Genomic DNA, 15,514 nt, shown 5'->3' on the forward strand with positions numbered 1-15,514 from the left:
AATGAAGCCACATCTTGTATTTCTACTTTTACTGCTTCCTATCTTTAGCTTTTCTCAAAAGAATGTAGCTGCCAAAACAATTTTAAAACAGGAAGCAAAAGAAATTAAAGAAATAAAAAAATTTCAAAAAGAGCTGAATGAAGAATATTTAAATCCTAAAGAAACGCCTTTGAGAGGGGATAACCTCACGCACTTTAAAAAACATCCCTTCTTTCCGATAGATTTGAAATACAGAGTCAAAGCAAAATTTGTTAAAACACAAAATCCGGTGCCCTTTGATTTTCCTACATCTTCAGGAAAGACAAAATCTTATCAGGAATTCGGAAAAGCGACATTTGAACTTGACGGGAAATCTTATACCCTTACAGTGTATCAGAGTTTAGACCTTATGAAAATGGAAAAATACAAAGATCATCTTTTTCTTCCTTTTCGCGATGCCACTAATAGTAAAGAGACCTACGGAGGCGGAAAGTATTTAGATTTGAAAATACCGGCTGGAAACTCGATTATTTTAGATTTTAACCAGTCTTATCATCCTTATTGTGCTTATAATGCGTATGATTACAACTGCCCGATTGTTCCGGAGGAAAATAAACTTCCTGTTGAAATCAGAGCAGGAGTAATGTATCAAGATATTTATCATCACTAATTAATTCTGAATGGTTCATTTAAAATTTTTTCTTCCTGAGGATTTGGCCGGACTTCGCTATGTTTTGGATGAAGAGCAGAGCCTTTATACATCTACTGCAGAGCAGGCATTAGAAAGAATAAAAGAAAGAGGGGATAACTTGGCATTTCCGGTTTCTGTTTTTGATGATGAAACTGTAGCCGGCTTTTTAGTCTTGGACTTTGGAGCAGATAAATTTGATATTACCGATAATCCTAATTCAGTTTTACTCCGGTCGTTATCGATCAATCCTGAATTTCAAGGAAAAGGGATTGGGAAGTCAGCAATGTTGGCAACTGATGAATTTGTAAAAAAACATTTCAGTACCTGTGATGAAATCGTTCTTGCGGTGAATCAAAATAATACGCTTGCTTATGACATCTATCTGAAGACAGGATATTCGTATGATGGAAAGATGAGAGAAGGAAGAAGCGGTCCGCAATATCTGATGTATAAAAAGTTTTAAGAAAATTTTAATTCCTGTTTTTTTCATTTTGGCTTGATTATTTCCCTTATTTTTAAGTAAAATACAAATTAAGTATGGAAATTTCTCTTAAAAATCAAGTCGCAGTCATTACAGGAGCCAGTAGCGGAATTGGAGCCGGAATCGCAAAATCTTTAGCATCTGCGGGTGCCACAGTTGTTGTTAATTATCCATTTGAAGGGTCAATTGAGCAGGCAAATATTGTCCTTAAGGAAATTATAGATGCCGGTGGAAATGGAATTATTTACCAATGTGATGTTTCCAAAGAAGATCAGGTGGTTAAAATGTTCCAGGATATTGTTTCAGAGTTAGGAACGGTGGATATTCTCATCAATAATGCAGGAATTCAGAAAGATGCAAAATTTACCGAAATGACTATCGATCAATGGAATGCTGTCATGGGAGTTAATCTAACCGGTCAGTTTCTGTGTGCCAGAGAAGCTATTAAAGAATTTCTTCGCCGCGGAATTGATCCTTCGCGTTCTGTGGCCTGTGGAAAAATTATTCATATCAGTTCCGTACATGAGATCATTCCTTGGGCAGGACATGCCAATTACGCTTCAAGTAAAGGAGCGATAAAAATGCTGATGCAGACGTTGGCCCAGGAATATGGTGCCAATAAAATCAGGGTGAATTCCATTTGCCCTGGAGCGATCCAGACACCAATTAATACTAATGCATGGAATTCCAAAGAGGCTTTGAATTCTTTGCTTACCTTAATCCCTTATAATAGAATCGGGCAACCTGAAGATATAGGAAATTTGGCGGCATTTTTGGCAAGTGATCTTTCAGATTATATTACTGGAAGCAGTATTTTTATTGATGGCGGGATGACCACTTTTGAAAGTTTCTCGACAGGAGGATAAAAATTTTGAATAGTTGAAAGGCTATGATTTTGATGTTCTGAATTTATCATTTATTTAAAAGCTATGAAAGAAAAGCAAAGACTTTCAGATATCTCATGGAAAAAATGGGGACCTTATGTAAGCAACAGGGAATGGGGAGTTGTGCGTGAAGATTACAGTGCAGACGGTGATGCATGGAATTATACTAATCACGATACCGCAGAAGCAAAAGCATATAGGTGGGGAGAAGAAGGAATTTGCGGAATTTGTGATGATCTTCAGAAACTTGTTTTTTCAGTCGGTTTCTGGAATAAGAAAGACAAAATGATAAAAGAACGTTTCTTTGGCTTAACCAATGGCCAGGGAAATCATGGAGAAGATGTAAAAGAATATTTTTATTATCTGGATTCCACACCTACGCATTCGTATATGAAGATGTTGTATAAATATCCTCAGAATCCTTTTCCGTATGAAGATCTTATCCGGACAAATGCCGCAAGAAACAAAAACGAACCTGAATACGAATTAATAGATACCGAAATCTTTGATCAGAATGAATATTTCGATGTTTTTATTGAATATGCCAAAGAAAGTCAGAATGATATTTTAGTCAGACTTACTGTTGTCAATAAATCAGAAAAAGAAACACCTCTCATTATTCTGCCGACAGCTTGGTTCCGGAATACCTGGAAGTGGGGGGACGATGATTATAAGCCTCAATTGACGGCCGGAGAAGCATTGTCTGTTAAGGTTAATCATAGAGACCTGGAAATAAAAAATATTTATGCAAAGCAATCTTTAAAAATTTTGTTTTGTGATAATGAAACCAATAATTTGAGACTTTATCAATCTCCAAATGAATATAAATATTGTAAAGACGGAATCAACGATTTTGTAATCACCGGAAACACGGAATCTATTAATCCTCAGAATGCAGGAACTAAAACTTCTTTTTTCATCGATGAAAGTTTTAAAGCTAAAGAAACGAAGATTTTTGAATTCAGGCTTACCGATAAAGATCTGGAACAACCTTTTAAAGACTTTGATGCAGTTTTTAATTCCAGACAGCAGGAAGCAGATGAATTTTATTCTGAAATTCAGAAAGGAATACGATCAGAGGATGAAAAGCTGGTGCAAAGACAGGCTTTTGCGGGAATGCTCTGGAACAAAATGTTTTATCACTATAATGTTGAAAAATGGCTGAAAGGTGATCCTGCAGAAATGAAGCCTCCTGCTTCCCGGGGAAAAATAAGAAATCAGAACTGGAAACACCTCAATAATGAACATATTATTTCCATGCCGGATAAGTGGGAATATCCGTGGTATGCGACTTGGGATCTGGCTTTCCATACGATAAGCTTTTCTCTGATAGATCCGGAATTTTCAAAACATCAGTTGAAGCTTTTTCTTTTTGAATGGTATATGCATCCGAACGGCCAACTTCCTGCCTATGAATGGAATTTGAGTGATGTTAATCCGCCGGTTCATGCATGGGCTGTTTTCAGGGTTTTTAAAATAGACGAATATTTGCAGGGAAAAGCAGATATTGCATTCCTTGAAAGTGCTTTTCAGAAGTTGCTTTTAAATTTTACCTGGTGGGTTAATAAAAAAGACAACAATGGGAATAATATTTTTGAAGGCGGTTTTTTAGGACTGGATAATATTGGAGTTTTTGACAGAAATACCACTCTTCCCAACGGGGAGCAGCTGGAGCAAGCCGACGGAACAAGCTGGATGGCAATGTTTGCCCTGAATATGATGAGAATTGCCCTTGAGTTGGCACTTTATAATAATGTCTATGAAGAGATGGCAATGAAATTTTTCGAACACTTTCTTTCTATTGCAAACTCTCTGGATAATATGGGGGAAGAAAATTTCAGTCTTTGGGATGAAGAAGACGAATTTTTCTATGATGCCCTTTCATCAAGTGAAGGAAGCCACATGTACTTAAGATTGAGAACAATAGTTGGGCTTATTCCCATGTTTGCCGTTGAGGTGATTGATGATGAGATGATAGAAAACCTTCCTAATTTCAAGAAAAGAATGAAATGGGTGCTTGACAATAAACCCGAATTAGCCTCTTTAGTTTCACGATGGGAAGTGAAAGGTCAGGATTCCAAACATTTACTATCGCTTTTACGTGGCCATCGTTTAAAAAGACTGCTTTCCAGAATGCTGAATCCAGAGGAATTTTTAAGTGATTACGGAGTTCGTGCATTGTCTAAAGAATATGAAGAAAATGTCTATACCTTAAAATTAAATGAAACTAATTATACCGTAAAATATACTCCTGCGGAAAGTGACAGCGGGCTTTTTGGAGGAAACAGTAACTGGAGAGGTCCGATCTGGTTTCCGATTAATTTTTTAATCATTGAAAGTCTCCAAAGATTCTTCTTTTACTATAGCCCTGATTTTTTGATAGAATATCCTACCGGAAGCGGAAATTATTCAAATCTGGACGAGATCGCAGATGCATTAAGCCGAAGATTATCTAAGATATTTTTGAAAGATGAAAACGGGAATCGTCCTGTTAATGGCCAGTATCCAAGGTTTCAGACTGATCCCGATTTTAAAGACTATATTTTGTTTTACGAATATTTTCACGGAGATAGCGGCCGTGGAGTAGGAGCTTCCCATCAAACAGGATGGACTGGCTTGATTGCAAAAATTCTCCAACCTAGGTTTTCTAAAAAAGAAATTGCTGAATCGGAAACTGAAAGTCCAGAAAATGTAAAGTCACCCAAAAGCACATAAAATAATATTGCTTTTATTCAAAAATCTGCTGGATAATTTCCAGGGAACCGGGTGTTTTGAAATCTGCGAAATGGTAATGATAGTAAACTAAAATACTGTCCAGAATATTTTTGCGGATCTTAGAAGGTATCTTGATATTATAAGGATTTTCTGTAGAAAGAACATTTTTCCAAACCTGGGAATTGTATTCGTCAAAAAGATGATGAGCCATTTCAAAAGTAAAAACTCCTGTTTCAGGGTTCAGATATTTACCTTCATTAACGAGAGGGGCTACTCCCTGTACTTTTAATATTTTAATCAAAAAAATTAAATGGGACTGATAATTTTTGAGATTAAGTTCCTGAAGAAATTCATCAATCCCAGTAAATATTGAAGCGTTTTTATTTTCAATTCTTAAAATCTGATGTAAAAAATCTGAAATAAAAAATACAACGGTATTGGCATTAATATCCTCATAGAAATCATAAAACTCATTCAATTCGAATTTTGAAATCGTAGGAATGCCATTACCTTTTGCAATATGAGTTACAAAGTTGAGTTTATTTAAAGGAAGAAGAAACGCTTTCTTTTTGCTCTTTTTATTGTAAATCCCCTTTAAGAAATAACTTTGAAAGCCATCATTTTCTGTAAATGCATGAATGATGGCATCATTTTCTCCGTATTTTAGGTAAGAAAGTAAAAATCCGTCCTGTGAATTCATTAATTAACCACGGCTATTTTTGCAGTAGCCTTATCTGAGCCGTCTTCATTAGTCATTAACACAAAATAAATTCCCGAAGCTACTCTTGTCCCGCGTTGGTTATTAAGATCCCATTCGTAATACCCAGCTCTGGCTACTGCTGAATGAACAATATTTCCGGCTGCATCCGTAATTCTGATATTTGTTTTTTCTGCCAATCCTTTAATCGTAACTTTCCCCTTAAAGTTGGAATAGACAACTGGATTCGGATATACTAATACATTTCCGAAGTTGGAAGTTACATCTCCTACATCTCCTTGATAAGTGACGATCCCATCGTAGGTAACAAAATAAACTTTTCCGGTTTTTTTGTCAACTTTTATATCGGTTACACTGTTTGTCGGAAGCGGGGAATTTTCTTTAGTGAAGTGCTTAATGGTCTGCTCTCCGTTAGCTGAAAGATAATATACACCACCACCATCTATAGAAATCCACTTTTGATTTCCGGCATCAACTTCTATTTGTAAAATTTGAGAATCTTTGAAAAGTTCTTCTGCTATACCGCCTTGTTCTATTACTATAGGTTCTACCTGAGGATTGCTTTTTACTTCAGCAGCTGCATTAGGTAAAATTCTTAATCCTGCATCAGTACCAATCCACGCATCTCCGGATTTGTCAATAGCTACAGAGAGTGTACCTCCTGAATTACTAGGCAACCCATGAGAATTGTTAATAATATACTTTACATCATCTGTTAAATCAGGTGTTTTTTTATAGTCATAAACCATGAAATCATTTGATCTTGGTAAAGGAATCCAAAACAGTCCCTGATAGAAAAGAGGTTGCTGAACTGCGCTACTTGTTATATCAAAATTTTTCACTAAGAACTGATCCGTGGCTTTATCATAATATGAAATAGCTGCAGAAGTACCCTGAGCTGTAGAAAACCCGATAGTCGCAAAAAGATTATTAAGATCATCATAAGCAAATCCTACAGGACGTCTAAGCCAGATACTTGGTTCGTCCAGATCATAGTATTTTGTAAAATCGAAGTCTTTTAAGGTTGAATTGTACTTAAGTTTATAAATCCCATGTCCGGTACTGACATTGTAATTTGTAAAAAATAGGTCAGTATTATTCGTTTGATCAAAAATAGCATCCAAAACATTAAACTTCATGGTTCCGGATTTAAAATATGAAGGATAAATCCACTGCATTCCATCAAAATAATAAAATCCTGGATTTTTTGGATTATCAGCGGCACCGTTAAAACCATCTATCCTTGCGCCACTTGAAACCAAAAGTTGGTTCTCATTGAATATTCTTATTTTATATGAGTCATTAAAATACGGCCCATCCGGTCTGAAAGTATTCCTTTCTTCATTTTTTATCCCGGAAAGTTTGGTCCCGGTGTAAATTTTTGAATTGATACGTGTTGCGGTATTGCATTCTTCCCCTATGGAAACATTTCCGATCAAACCTCCTGTAAGACTATAACTATAAACATTCTGAATATCTGCAACAACGATATTATCTCCGTTCACAACAACATCCTGTATATTGATGAATGTTTGTGGAAGAGTAGTGAATGTATTATTAATGAGTAATTGTACGTTGGTAGATGAAGAAAATGCTACGGTAGACTCAGAATCAATATCCGTAAAAGCTCCCGGGATTTCTGTTGTCCAGGTTGAAAATACAGGAAACGTTGTATTTAAATCGTGGGTTTTAAGTCCGTTATTTGTTACTGAATATACTTTATTATTTAAAATCGTAGCTTCATTACTTGCCTGATAAACCCCTCCTGAAACGAAAAATGCAGAATCTCCGAATTCTTTCTTTTTAAGATCAAAAATAGAAACTCCATATCCAACAGAAACAACGGCTTTGTCTCCCGTAATCGATATATGGTTGATTTTCTTACTCCCATTATAGCCTGTTGCAATAGGGATATCAACAACATAAGTGATTCCATTCGGATCAATGACATCTAATGAGCCATTTTGATACCCTACTAATCCTATTTTTGTCTGAGGATTGTAATCGAAAGCTGAAATTTTAACTTCATGAAGTCCGTTAGCTTTAGACAGCTTATTAATTTCTCCTGTTGAAATATTATAATAAAAAATTCCGTTTTCTGTTGCAGCTATTATTTTTCCATTATCCTCTTTCATAGCCAGTACATTGTTATAAGAAAATATGTCCTGCCACTTTTTAGAAGTAATGTTTTGTGCATTGATAAAATGCAGAGAAGCTAAAACGCCAAGAGAAATTAAAAGTTTTTTCATGTTATGCTATTATGCTGCTGTCAATTACCTGATTATTCCAGGAAATATGTTTTACGTTTTTATTTGAATCGAAAAAGAAATCTATTCTCCCCAATAGAAGACCTGCCCATCCAACCTGGTTTACCAGAACGTTTTTACCCGCTCTGTTGGTAAAAGTTTGTGGTTCCGGTAAGAAAGTATGAGTATGACCACCCAAAATAATATCAATATTCTCAGTTTGGGCAGCTAAGATTTTATCGCTTACTTTATTGGGCTCGTCTTTGTAATCGTAGCCGATGTGCGAAAGACAGATTACCAGATCACATTTTTGTTCATTTTTTAGGAAATTGGAATAGTGTTGAGCTACATCAATAGGATCTGAATACACCGTTTCTCCATATTGCTTTTTACCCACTAATCCGTCCAATTGAATTCCCACCCCGAAAAGACCGACCTTAATTCCGTTTTTATTAAAAATCTTGTATTGGGAAGTCTTTCCGTCCAAAACAGTATTCTTAAAATCATAATTTGAACAGATAAAAGGAAATTTTGCATTAGGTAAAACCTTTAAAAATCCGTCCAAACCATTATCAAAATCATGATTCCCCATTGTTGAAGCGTCGTACTTCATCATGGACATTAGTTTAAACTCCAGTTCACCTCCGAAAAAGTTGAAATAAGGAGTTCCCTGAAAAATATCTCCGGAATCCAAAAGCAAAACATTGCTTTCCTGATTTCTGATTTGCTGAATTAAGCTAGCCCTTCTTGCAAAACCTCCCTGATTGGGATTTTTGGTATAGCTTGCATCAAAAGGTTCTATTCTGCTGTGTTGGTCGTTGGTATGAAGAATGGTCAGTTTATTTGCGGATTTTAAATCAGGAATATTGAATTCTTCCGCCATCATCATATTGGGAGCTAAAGCCATTGCTAAAGTTCCGCCACCTATTGCTTTTAAAAAACTTTTTCTATCCATTATTTCTTACCGATAAAATTTAAACGAACATCATTATTTACTACAACTTCAGGAGTTTTCTTAAAATAATCAATAAAAAGATCTCTTAACTTAATTCCTGTCGGGATAGATTCTCCTTTAGCAAAGAATTTCATGTTGTCACCACCCAAAGCCAGATAATCTGATGTAGCAATATAATAATCCTGAGTTGGGTTTACTGCCTTTCCGTTGATTAAATTTTTGGTTAATTGCCCGTTATTGGTTTCAATGTATAAATGGGAAACAGGATTGTTCACCTGAGTTTTTGCATAATAGTCAAAAAGCCCCTGCAAATCCGAACCTTTCATTTTTACAATAATCACTTCATTTTCGAAAGGCATTACTTCAAAAACACTTTTCAGTAAAATGTCCCCTTTACCAATCGTTGTACGGATTCCCCCGATATTGATCAGTGCTGCGTCGACATTTTTCTGAAGATTTTTCTTCGCCCACTCATTAGCTCCATCGAATGTATAGTCTGCTAAAAGATTACCCAAATTACTGTTATCCCCTTGTTTGGTAAGATCTACATTGGTATGGGAGATTTTCTGATTCATCTCCTTATCCAGTTTCTGCTTATAAGGTTCAATAATTTTTACAAACTCATCATCATTCTTTAGCTCATTATTAATAGAAATGTTTTTCTGGGTTTTCACCTCCACAAGCTGTACAGAAGAGGCCGAAGATGCCGTCTTACAAGCGGATAGTGTTACCAAAGCAATTCCTAGTAATATGAATTTATTTTTCATAATCTCTTTTAGTATATGCAAATATAATTATATGTAGAATAAAACATTATTATTTATTATAAATTCTTAGCGTAAATGATTAAATTTGACAAAAATAATTCTAACAGATGAGCATTTTAAAAGGAGTAGGTGTTGCATTGGTAACACCCTTTAATGAAGATTTATCCGTAGATTTTGATAGTTTAACAAAATTAGTCGACTACAACATCGAAAACGGGACCAATTATTTAGTTGTTTTGGGAACTACAGCCGAAGCTGCAACGCTTTCTGCTGAGGAAAAGAAACAGGTGATTGAGCATATCATTAAGGTTAATAATAAACGCGTTCCTTTAGTATTAGGAATTGGCGGAAATAATACTCTTGAGGTCAAGAAACAGATTGAAGAAGCAGATCTTTCTGCCTTTGAAGCTGTACTTTCTGTATCTCCATATTACAACAAACCTAATCAGGAAGGACTTTATCAGCATTATAAAGCGCTTGCTTCTACAGGAAAGAACATTATTATTTACAATGTTCCTTCAAGAACAGGACAAAATATTGAAGCAGAAACAACACTACGTTTGGCAAAAGAATTCCCGAATTTATTTTTAATCAAAGAAGCGGCACCAAACATTCTTCAGTATTTTGATATTTTAAGAAAGAAACCTGAAGGATTTAATTTAGTTTCCGGAGATGATGAATATACGCTTCCTGTAACTTTAGCAGGTGGAAACGGAGTGATTTCTGTAATCGGACAGGCTTATCCAAAAGAATTTTCTACAATGGTTCAGCTGGCTTTTGATAGAAAAGTGGATGAAGCTTATGAGATTCACAATAAATTGGTTGAAATCACAAGATTGATTTTTGCAGAAGGAAACCCTTGCGGAATTAAAGTAATTTTGGCAGAAATGGGAATTATCAAAAACTATTTAAGACTTCCATTAGTCCCTGCTTCAGAAGGTCTTTATGCGAAGATTAAAGCTGAAATGGCAAATATTTAATAGATTTTCAGTAACATTTTTTAGTTACTATAAACATATAAGGTGAAAAGTTTTAATGCTTTTCACCTTTTTTACTAATAAAATTTAACTATAATGGAATTTATAAAAGCTACAAAAAGTGATATTCCTTTAATCCAGGAGTTGGCAAGAAGATCCTGGGAAAATGCTTATGCAGAAATACTTTCTGATGAACAGATGGAATATATGCTGAACACAATGTATTCTAAAGAAGAAATAACCGATCATTTGCAAAATCCTGATTATCATTATTTTTTAATTAAAGATGAAGATTCCTACGAGGGCTTTATAGGATACGAAAACAGCTACGAAGAAAAAACTACAAAGCTTCACAGGATTTATCTTGTCCCTGAAAGCAAAGGCAAAGGATTGGGTAAAAAGGCTCTGCTATTTTTAAATGATAAAGTTTCCGAATACGGAGATAAAAGGATTATTCTGAACGTAAATAAACATAATTCAGCAAGAAATTTTTATGAGTCACAGGGCTACAAAGTTTATGATGAAGGGGTTTTTGATATCGGTAACGGCTTTGTTATGGATGACTTTCTAATGGAAAATGTCTTAAAGAACTAAAAATTATATAACATTTTGCTATAATTCTATAATATGTGAATTTAATTATCTTGGCATATTTGCAGGTATCAAGTCGCATATAAATATAATGTACATATACTTTGTTATGAGCATTTTTAGCTTTTAGTAAGTATATTTTTTTTTCATCCTTAGTGTTTAATTCCTGTATCAAAATCATACAGGAATTTTTTTATTTTCCTATATCACTTTTTATTGAAATAATGTGTATATTTACTTAGAATATAAACACACTTAAGTTAGGATGAAAATGTATGTTAAGTTCGATTTCAATGCTCTCTGCAGGAAAGTGTTGGACGAAAAATTAAAAGAATACGGAGTGAAGTATCGGATGCTCGATTTTGGAGAAGTTGAGTTTTATGAAGATTTCACCCAAGAACAGCACACGGTTTTTAAGAAAAAACTTCAAGATTACGGTATTGAGGTTATTGAAAGCCAGAAAATAGCTTTAGTGCAGAAAATAAAAGATGCAATTGTAGAGCTTGTTTTTTCGGAAAATAATATTTCTGTGAAGGCTTCTATTTATATTTCAGAAAAGCTGAATCACAGCTATGGATATTTATCCAATCTTTTTTCTGAAATTACTTATAATTCTATTGAAAACTTCATTATCATCCAAAAGATTGAATATGCTAAAGAATTGATGATAAGCAATAAATACAGTCTAACAGAAATTTCGTTAAGACTTAATTATTCAAGTGTTGCTCATTTAAGCAGCCAGTTTAAAAATATTACAGGTCTTACCCCTTCTCTGTTTTTAAAGATTATCAGTAAAAGAAAGAGTCTTAAAGAAAAAGAAATAGAACTCAGTATAAGAAACTTAGTATGAATAAGGAGTTTTTGAATGCCACATTATTGGACTCCAACGTACACAGTCTTATTCTTTTAAGAAAAATACTTCAGGAACATAAAATAAAGATAAGGTGTACGGATTTTTATAGTGATGAAGACTTAAGCCAATATTTAAACAAAGCCATGTATGGTGTTCCGGATGTTGTATTTATAAATTATCAGGATATTCAGGCTACCGATTTTTTGCTTATCAGAGAAAGAATAGATGATATAAGGTATAGCTCGGCGATATTTGTTGTTTATTCCAATGAGTTGGAGGAGAGTGAAATAGAAAACATTCTTATTTCCGGCGCGAATATCTTTTTGAAATTAAATGATGACTATAGTAAGCTTAAAAAAATGGTTTCGGAAATTATTACAATGATATGGCAATATCAGACTTCCGGACTGAACAGAAGCAATTTTATTATGAAAATGGGATAAAGATTATTTAAAATATACATTACGAAATTTTCACATTAACGTGATAATTTTGTAAAAAATAATCATAATAATGTAATTTTTTTTTCTGCGGATATGTCAATTTTGTAATAGAAATTAATAACACAAATAAACTATATAAAAGGCATAAGCTAGAGAAGTTACTATTATCTCTCTTGAATCTTAAATAAAACGTTAGTTAAACAAAATGAATTGTTACAGTTTTCAATTTAAGCGTAGAAGATCTTTAAATAAAACGGTACAATCATGAAAACTCAAACAGTTAAAAGAATCTTCTCTTAACTCAAATAGTTGGTTTTTATAATAATATTTGGAAACTCAATTCATTTTGTTTTTTATTTTGCCTTTCAATTTCTTCTTAATAACAGTTTTTAAAAGTCGTGGAAAAATTTTTTCACGACTTTTTTTATGAGATTTTACTCCATTTGTTCTTTCCCCGGTAGTATCTTAAATAATAATTTTTGATCAATACATTATCTGGTCGGACTAGGTGAGGATCTGTTTCAAGAATTTTATCAACGGTTTTTTTTGTCAGTTTTATGATGGCCGAATCTTCAATCAGATCCAGTCTTTTAAAATCTACCACACCACTTTGCTGGGTCCCGAGAATATCTCCCGGTCCACGAAGTTTCATGTCGACTTCAGAGATTTTAAAACCATCGTTGGTTTCCGTCATGGTTTTGATACGCGTTCTGCTGTCAGAAGATAATTTATCAGAAGTCATCAGAATACAATAGCTTTGCTCTGCACCGCGACCAACACGACCACGCAATTGATGAAGCTGTGATAAACCAAACCTTTCAGCGCTTTCAATAACCATTACGGATGCATTCGGAACATTTACCCCAACTTCAATTACTGTTGTCGCTACCATGATTTCTGCTTTTCCTGAGGCAAAATAGCTCATGGCAGCGTCTTTTTCATCCGGTTTCATTTTTCCGTGAAGCATGGTCACATTATACTTTGGAAAATTATCCATTACATTTTCCAGTCCCACCATTAGATTTTTATAATCTAAAGTTTCAGATTCTTCAATTAATGGATACACAAAATACACCTGTCGCCCTTTTTGAATTTCCTCCCTGCAGAAATTATAAACATAAGCTCTGTCTTTTTCGCGCCTGTGAGCTGTGATAATTGGTTTTCTTCCAACCGGCATTTCGTCAATCACGGAAACATCAAGATCTGAATAAAAACTCATGGCCAGTGTTCTGGGGATAGGTGTTGCAGTCATCACCAGAATATGCGGTGGAATTTTATTTTTAGCCCAGAGTTTTGCGCGCTGGGCAACTCCAAATCTGTGTTGTTCATCAATAATGGCCAATCCCAGATTCTTGAACTTTACTTTGTCTTCCAAAACGGCGTGAGTTCCCACTAAAATAGAAAGCTCTCCGTTTTCAAGCTGTTCATGAATAACTTTTCTTTCGGAAGCTTTGGTAGAGCCTGTCAGAAGACGGACGTTGATATCGGTTCCGGTCAGGAGATCTTTAATACCATTATAATGCTGTTGAGCGAGGATTTCCGTAGGAGCCATCATGCAGCTCTGGAAACCGTTATCCATAGCAATCAACATGGTCAATAAAGCGACCATTGTTTTTCCTGAACCTACATCACCCTGCAAAAGCCTGTTCATCTGGATTGGTTTTTTCATATCCTGACGAATTTCCTTCAATACCCTTTTTTGAGCCCCGGTAAGTTCGAACGGAAGATTATTTTCATAGAACCCTGTAAAAAAATCCCCTACAATAGGGAAAGGATTACCATGTGATTGTGTTTTATGATGAAGTTTTTTTAAAGCATAACCTAACTGAAAGAAGAAAGACTCTTCAAATTTTAACCTGTAATTGGCTTTTTCAAAATGTTCTATGTCTTTTGGAAAATGGATATTGAGATACGTATGCTGCCTTGATAAAAATTTAAAATGTTTCATCATATATTCAGGCATATTTTCTTCAATCAGACTGGGAATTTCCTTGCAGATATTTCTTAGAATAGTCTGAAAGAATTTCTGATTTAAGCCTCTTTTGGTAAGCTTTTCAGAGCTTGGATAAATCGGTTTTAAACGATTCTCTGTTTCTTTTTTTTCTTCAATCTCAATTTCCGGATGCGGCATTGAAAATTGATTATTAAAAACATTGATTTTTCCGAAAATATAAATTTCCTTATTCACCGGAATCTGTTCTTTCAGCCATTTAGAATACTGAAACCAGACCAGATCCATAGAGCCGGTATCATCATTAAATTTTGCAGACAGTCTTTTGGTTTTTCCAGCTTGTATTTCCTGAATGCTAGTAATTTTTCCTTTCAGCTGGACATCTGTATTCACGTTGTTAAGCTGGGATATTTTGTGAACTTTACTTTTATCCAGATAACGAAGAGGGTAGAAGTTCAGCAGATCTTCCACGGTTGAAAGTCCTAACACATTTTTGATGAGTTTGGCTTTTTCAGGTCCGATCCCTTTTACATATTCTATGGAAGTTTCAAGATTCATTTTTCAGGTTTCGAAATGAGTGCTTCGATTTTGAATGGAAAAATAAAGATCCGAATTTCGGTAAAATAAAAAAGACTTCCAAAAAAATTGAAAGTCTCTATGATATTTTTTAAGATTAAACTTTAAACCTTGAAATCATGATTAATCTTTTATTTTAGATTTAAATTTTTTCTGATAATCTTCCCATTGTTCTCGCGAACGGATTTTTTTGAACATATCCTTTGAAATAAATTCTAAATAAGGTTCCAGTTCTTTAGCAGACAGTTCACCTTGCAAAATAGTGATTGGTCCTCCGTTTTCATCTAAAAATACAGTGCTGGGAACCGCTCCTACATTCATATATTGAGTGAATTCGTGTAGAGAATTTCTTCCTCTTCTTACTTCAGTATTCGGATTTGAAAATGTTCTTCCAAAAATTTCAAGCGATTTTTTTTCTTCTGCATTAAATTTTACGGGATAATAATTTTCATTGATAATATCAGCTATAATCTGATGCCCATAGGTTTTTTTATCCATGATCTTACACGGACCACACCAGTCTGCGTAAAAATCGATCAATATTTTTTTAGGATTTTCTTTCTGAGCTTTTAAGGCCTCTTCAATCGTCATCCATTTTACCTGAGCAAAGTTGAAACTCAACAGAAACAAGCAGATTATACTTATAATTTTCTTCATAATTTGGTATTTAAAGTAAAAATAAGTATT

The 15,514-nt window shown here is 34.4% G+C and carries 14 protein-coding genes; 8 read left to right on the top strand and 6 right to left on the bottom strand.

What is annotated here, in order from left to right:
• The first annotated feature begins 1 nt into the window (after position 1).
• The 4 genes from MKS83_RS17855 (at position 2) to MKS83_RS17870 (ending at position 4,750) form a co-directional block, all read left to right on the top strand.
• Positions 2-649: a DUF1684 domain-containing protein gene (locus MKS83_RS17855; protein ID WP_240580728.1), complete on the top strand. Its 648-nt coding sequence runs from the start codon at positions 2-4 to the stop codon at positions 647-649.
• 10 nt (positions 650-659) lie between these two features.
• Complete coding sequence (locus tag MKS83_RS17860) at positions 660-1,133, top strand: GNAT family N-acetyltransferase (protein WP_240580729.1); 474 nt, start codon at positions 660-662, stop codon at positions 1,131-1,133.
• A 74-nt stretch (positions 1,134-1,207) separates the two neighbouring features.
• Positions 1,208-2,017: a glucose 1-dehydrogenase gene (locus MKS83_RS17865; RefSeq protein ID WP_240580730.1), complete on the top strand. Its 810-nt coding sequence runs from the start codon at positions 1,208-1,210 to the stop codon at positions 2,015-2,017.
• A 63-nt stretch (positions 2,018-2,080) separates the two neighbouring features.
• Entirely contained in the window at positions 2,081-4,750 is a 2,670-nt protein-coding gene (locus MKS83_RS17870) for an MGH1-like glycoside hydrolase domain-containing protein (protein WP_240580731.1), read from the top strand.
• A gap of 13 nt (positions 4,751-4,763) precedes the next feature.
• Here MKS83_RS17870 and recO read toward each other — a convergent pair whose 3' ends face one another.
• The 4 genes from recO to MKS83_RS17890 are packed head-to-tail and all read right to left on the bottom strand — an operon-like array spanning position 4,764 to position 9,436.
• Positions 4,764-5,450 (bottom strand): DNA repair protein RecO, encoded by a 687-nt coding sequence (gene recO / locus MKS83_RS17875; RefSeq protein ID WP_240580732.1) that lies wholly within the window; start codon positions 5,448-5,450, stop codon positions 4,764-4,766.
• On the bottom strand, positions 5,450-7,717 hold the full coding sequence (locus MKS83_RS17880; RefSeq protein WP_240580733.1) for a hypothetical protein: 2,268 nt from the start codon (positions 7,715-7,717) through the stop codon (positions 5,450-5,452). Before MKS83_RS17880 ends, recO begins: the two co-directional genes overlap by 1 nt.
• Position 7,718: 1 nt before the next feature.
• Positions 7,719-8,669, bottom strand: a complete 951-nt coding sequence (locus tag MKS83_RS17885; protein WP_240580734.1) for a bifunctional metallophosphatase/5'-nucleotidase — start codon at positions 8,667-8,669, stop codon at positions 7,719-7,721.
• Positions 8,669-9,436: a 5'-nucleotidase C-terminal domain-containing protein gene (locus MKS83_RS17890; RefSeq protein WP_240580735.1), complete on the bottom strand. Its 768-nt coding sequence runs from the start codon at positions 9,434-9,436 to the stop codon at positions 8,669-8,671. Before MKS83_RS17890 ends, MKS83_RS17885 begins: the two co-directional genes overlap by 1 nt.
• A gap of 107 nt (positions 9,437-9,543) precedes the next feature.
• Between MKS83_RS17890 and dapA the strand changes: the two genes are divergently transcribed.
• The 4 genes from dapA (at position 9,544) to MKS83_RS17910 (ending at position 12,300) form a co-directional block, all read left to right on the top strand.
• Complete coding sequence (dapA, locus tag MKS83_RS17895; protein WP_240580736.1) at positions 9,544-10,416, top strand: 4-hydroxy-tetrahydrodipicolinate synthase; 873 nt, start codon at positions 9,544-9,546, stop codon at positions 10,414-10,416.
• Between the two features lie 93 nt (positions 10,417-10,509).
• Positions 10,510-11,007 (top strand): GNAT family N-acetyltransferase, encoded by a 498-nt coding sequence (locus MKS83_RS17900; RefSeq protein ID WP_240580737.1) that lies wholly within the window; start codon positions 10,510-10,512, stop codon positions 11,005-11,007.
• Between the two features lie 262 nt (positions 11,008-11,269).
• Positions 11,270-11,854 carry a helix-turn-helix domain-containing protein gene (locus tag MKS83_RS17905; protein ID WP_240580738.1) on the top strand — a complete coding sequence of 195 codons (585 nt, stop codon included), beginning with the start codon at positions 11,270-11,272 and terminating at the stop codon, positions 11,852-11,854.
• Positions 11,851-12,300, top strand: a complete 450-nt coding sequence (locus MKS83_RS17910) for a response regulator (RefSeq protein WP_240580739.1) — start codon at positions 11,851-11,853, stop codon at positions 12,298-12,300. Before MKS83_RS17905 ends, MKS83_RS17910 begins: the two co-directional genes overlap by 4 nt.
• A gap of 424 nt (positions 12,301-12,724) precedes the next feature.
• Here MKS83_RS17910 and recG read toward each other — a convergent pair whose 3' ends face one another.
• Both recG and MKS83_RS17920 read right to left on the bottom strand, forming a co-directional pair.
• Positions 12,725-14,809: an ATP-dependent DNA helicase RecG gene (gene recG, locus MKS83_RS17915; RefSeq protein ID WP_240580740.1), complete on the bottom strand. Its 2,085-nt coding sequence runs from the start codon at positions 14,807-14,809 to the stop codon at positions 12,725-12,727.
• A gap of 141 nt (positions 14,810-14,950) precedes the next feature.
• Positions 14,951-15,484, bottom strand: a complete 534-nt coding sequence (locus tag MKS83_RS17920) for a thioredoxin family protein (RefSeq protein ID WP_240580741.1) — start codon at positions 15,482-15,484, stop codon at positions 14,951-14,953.
• Positions 15,485-15,514: the final 30 nt, after the last annotated feature.

Source organism: Chryseobacterium sp. Y16C (assembly GCF_022488405.1).
Lineage (GTDB): Bacteria > Bacteroidota > Bacteroidia > Flavobacteriales > Weeksellaceae > Chryseobacterium > Chryseobacterium geocarposphaerae.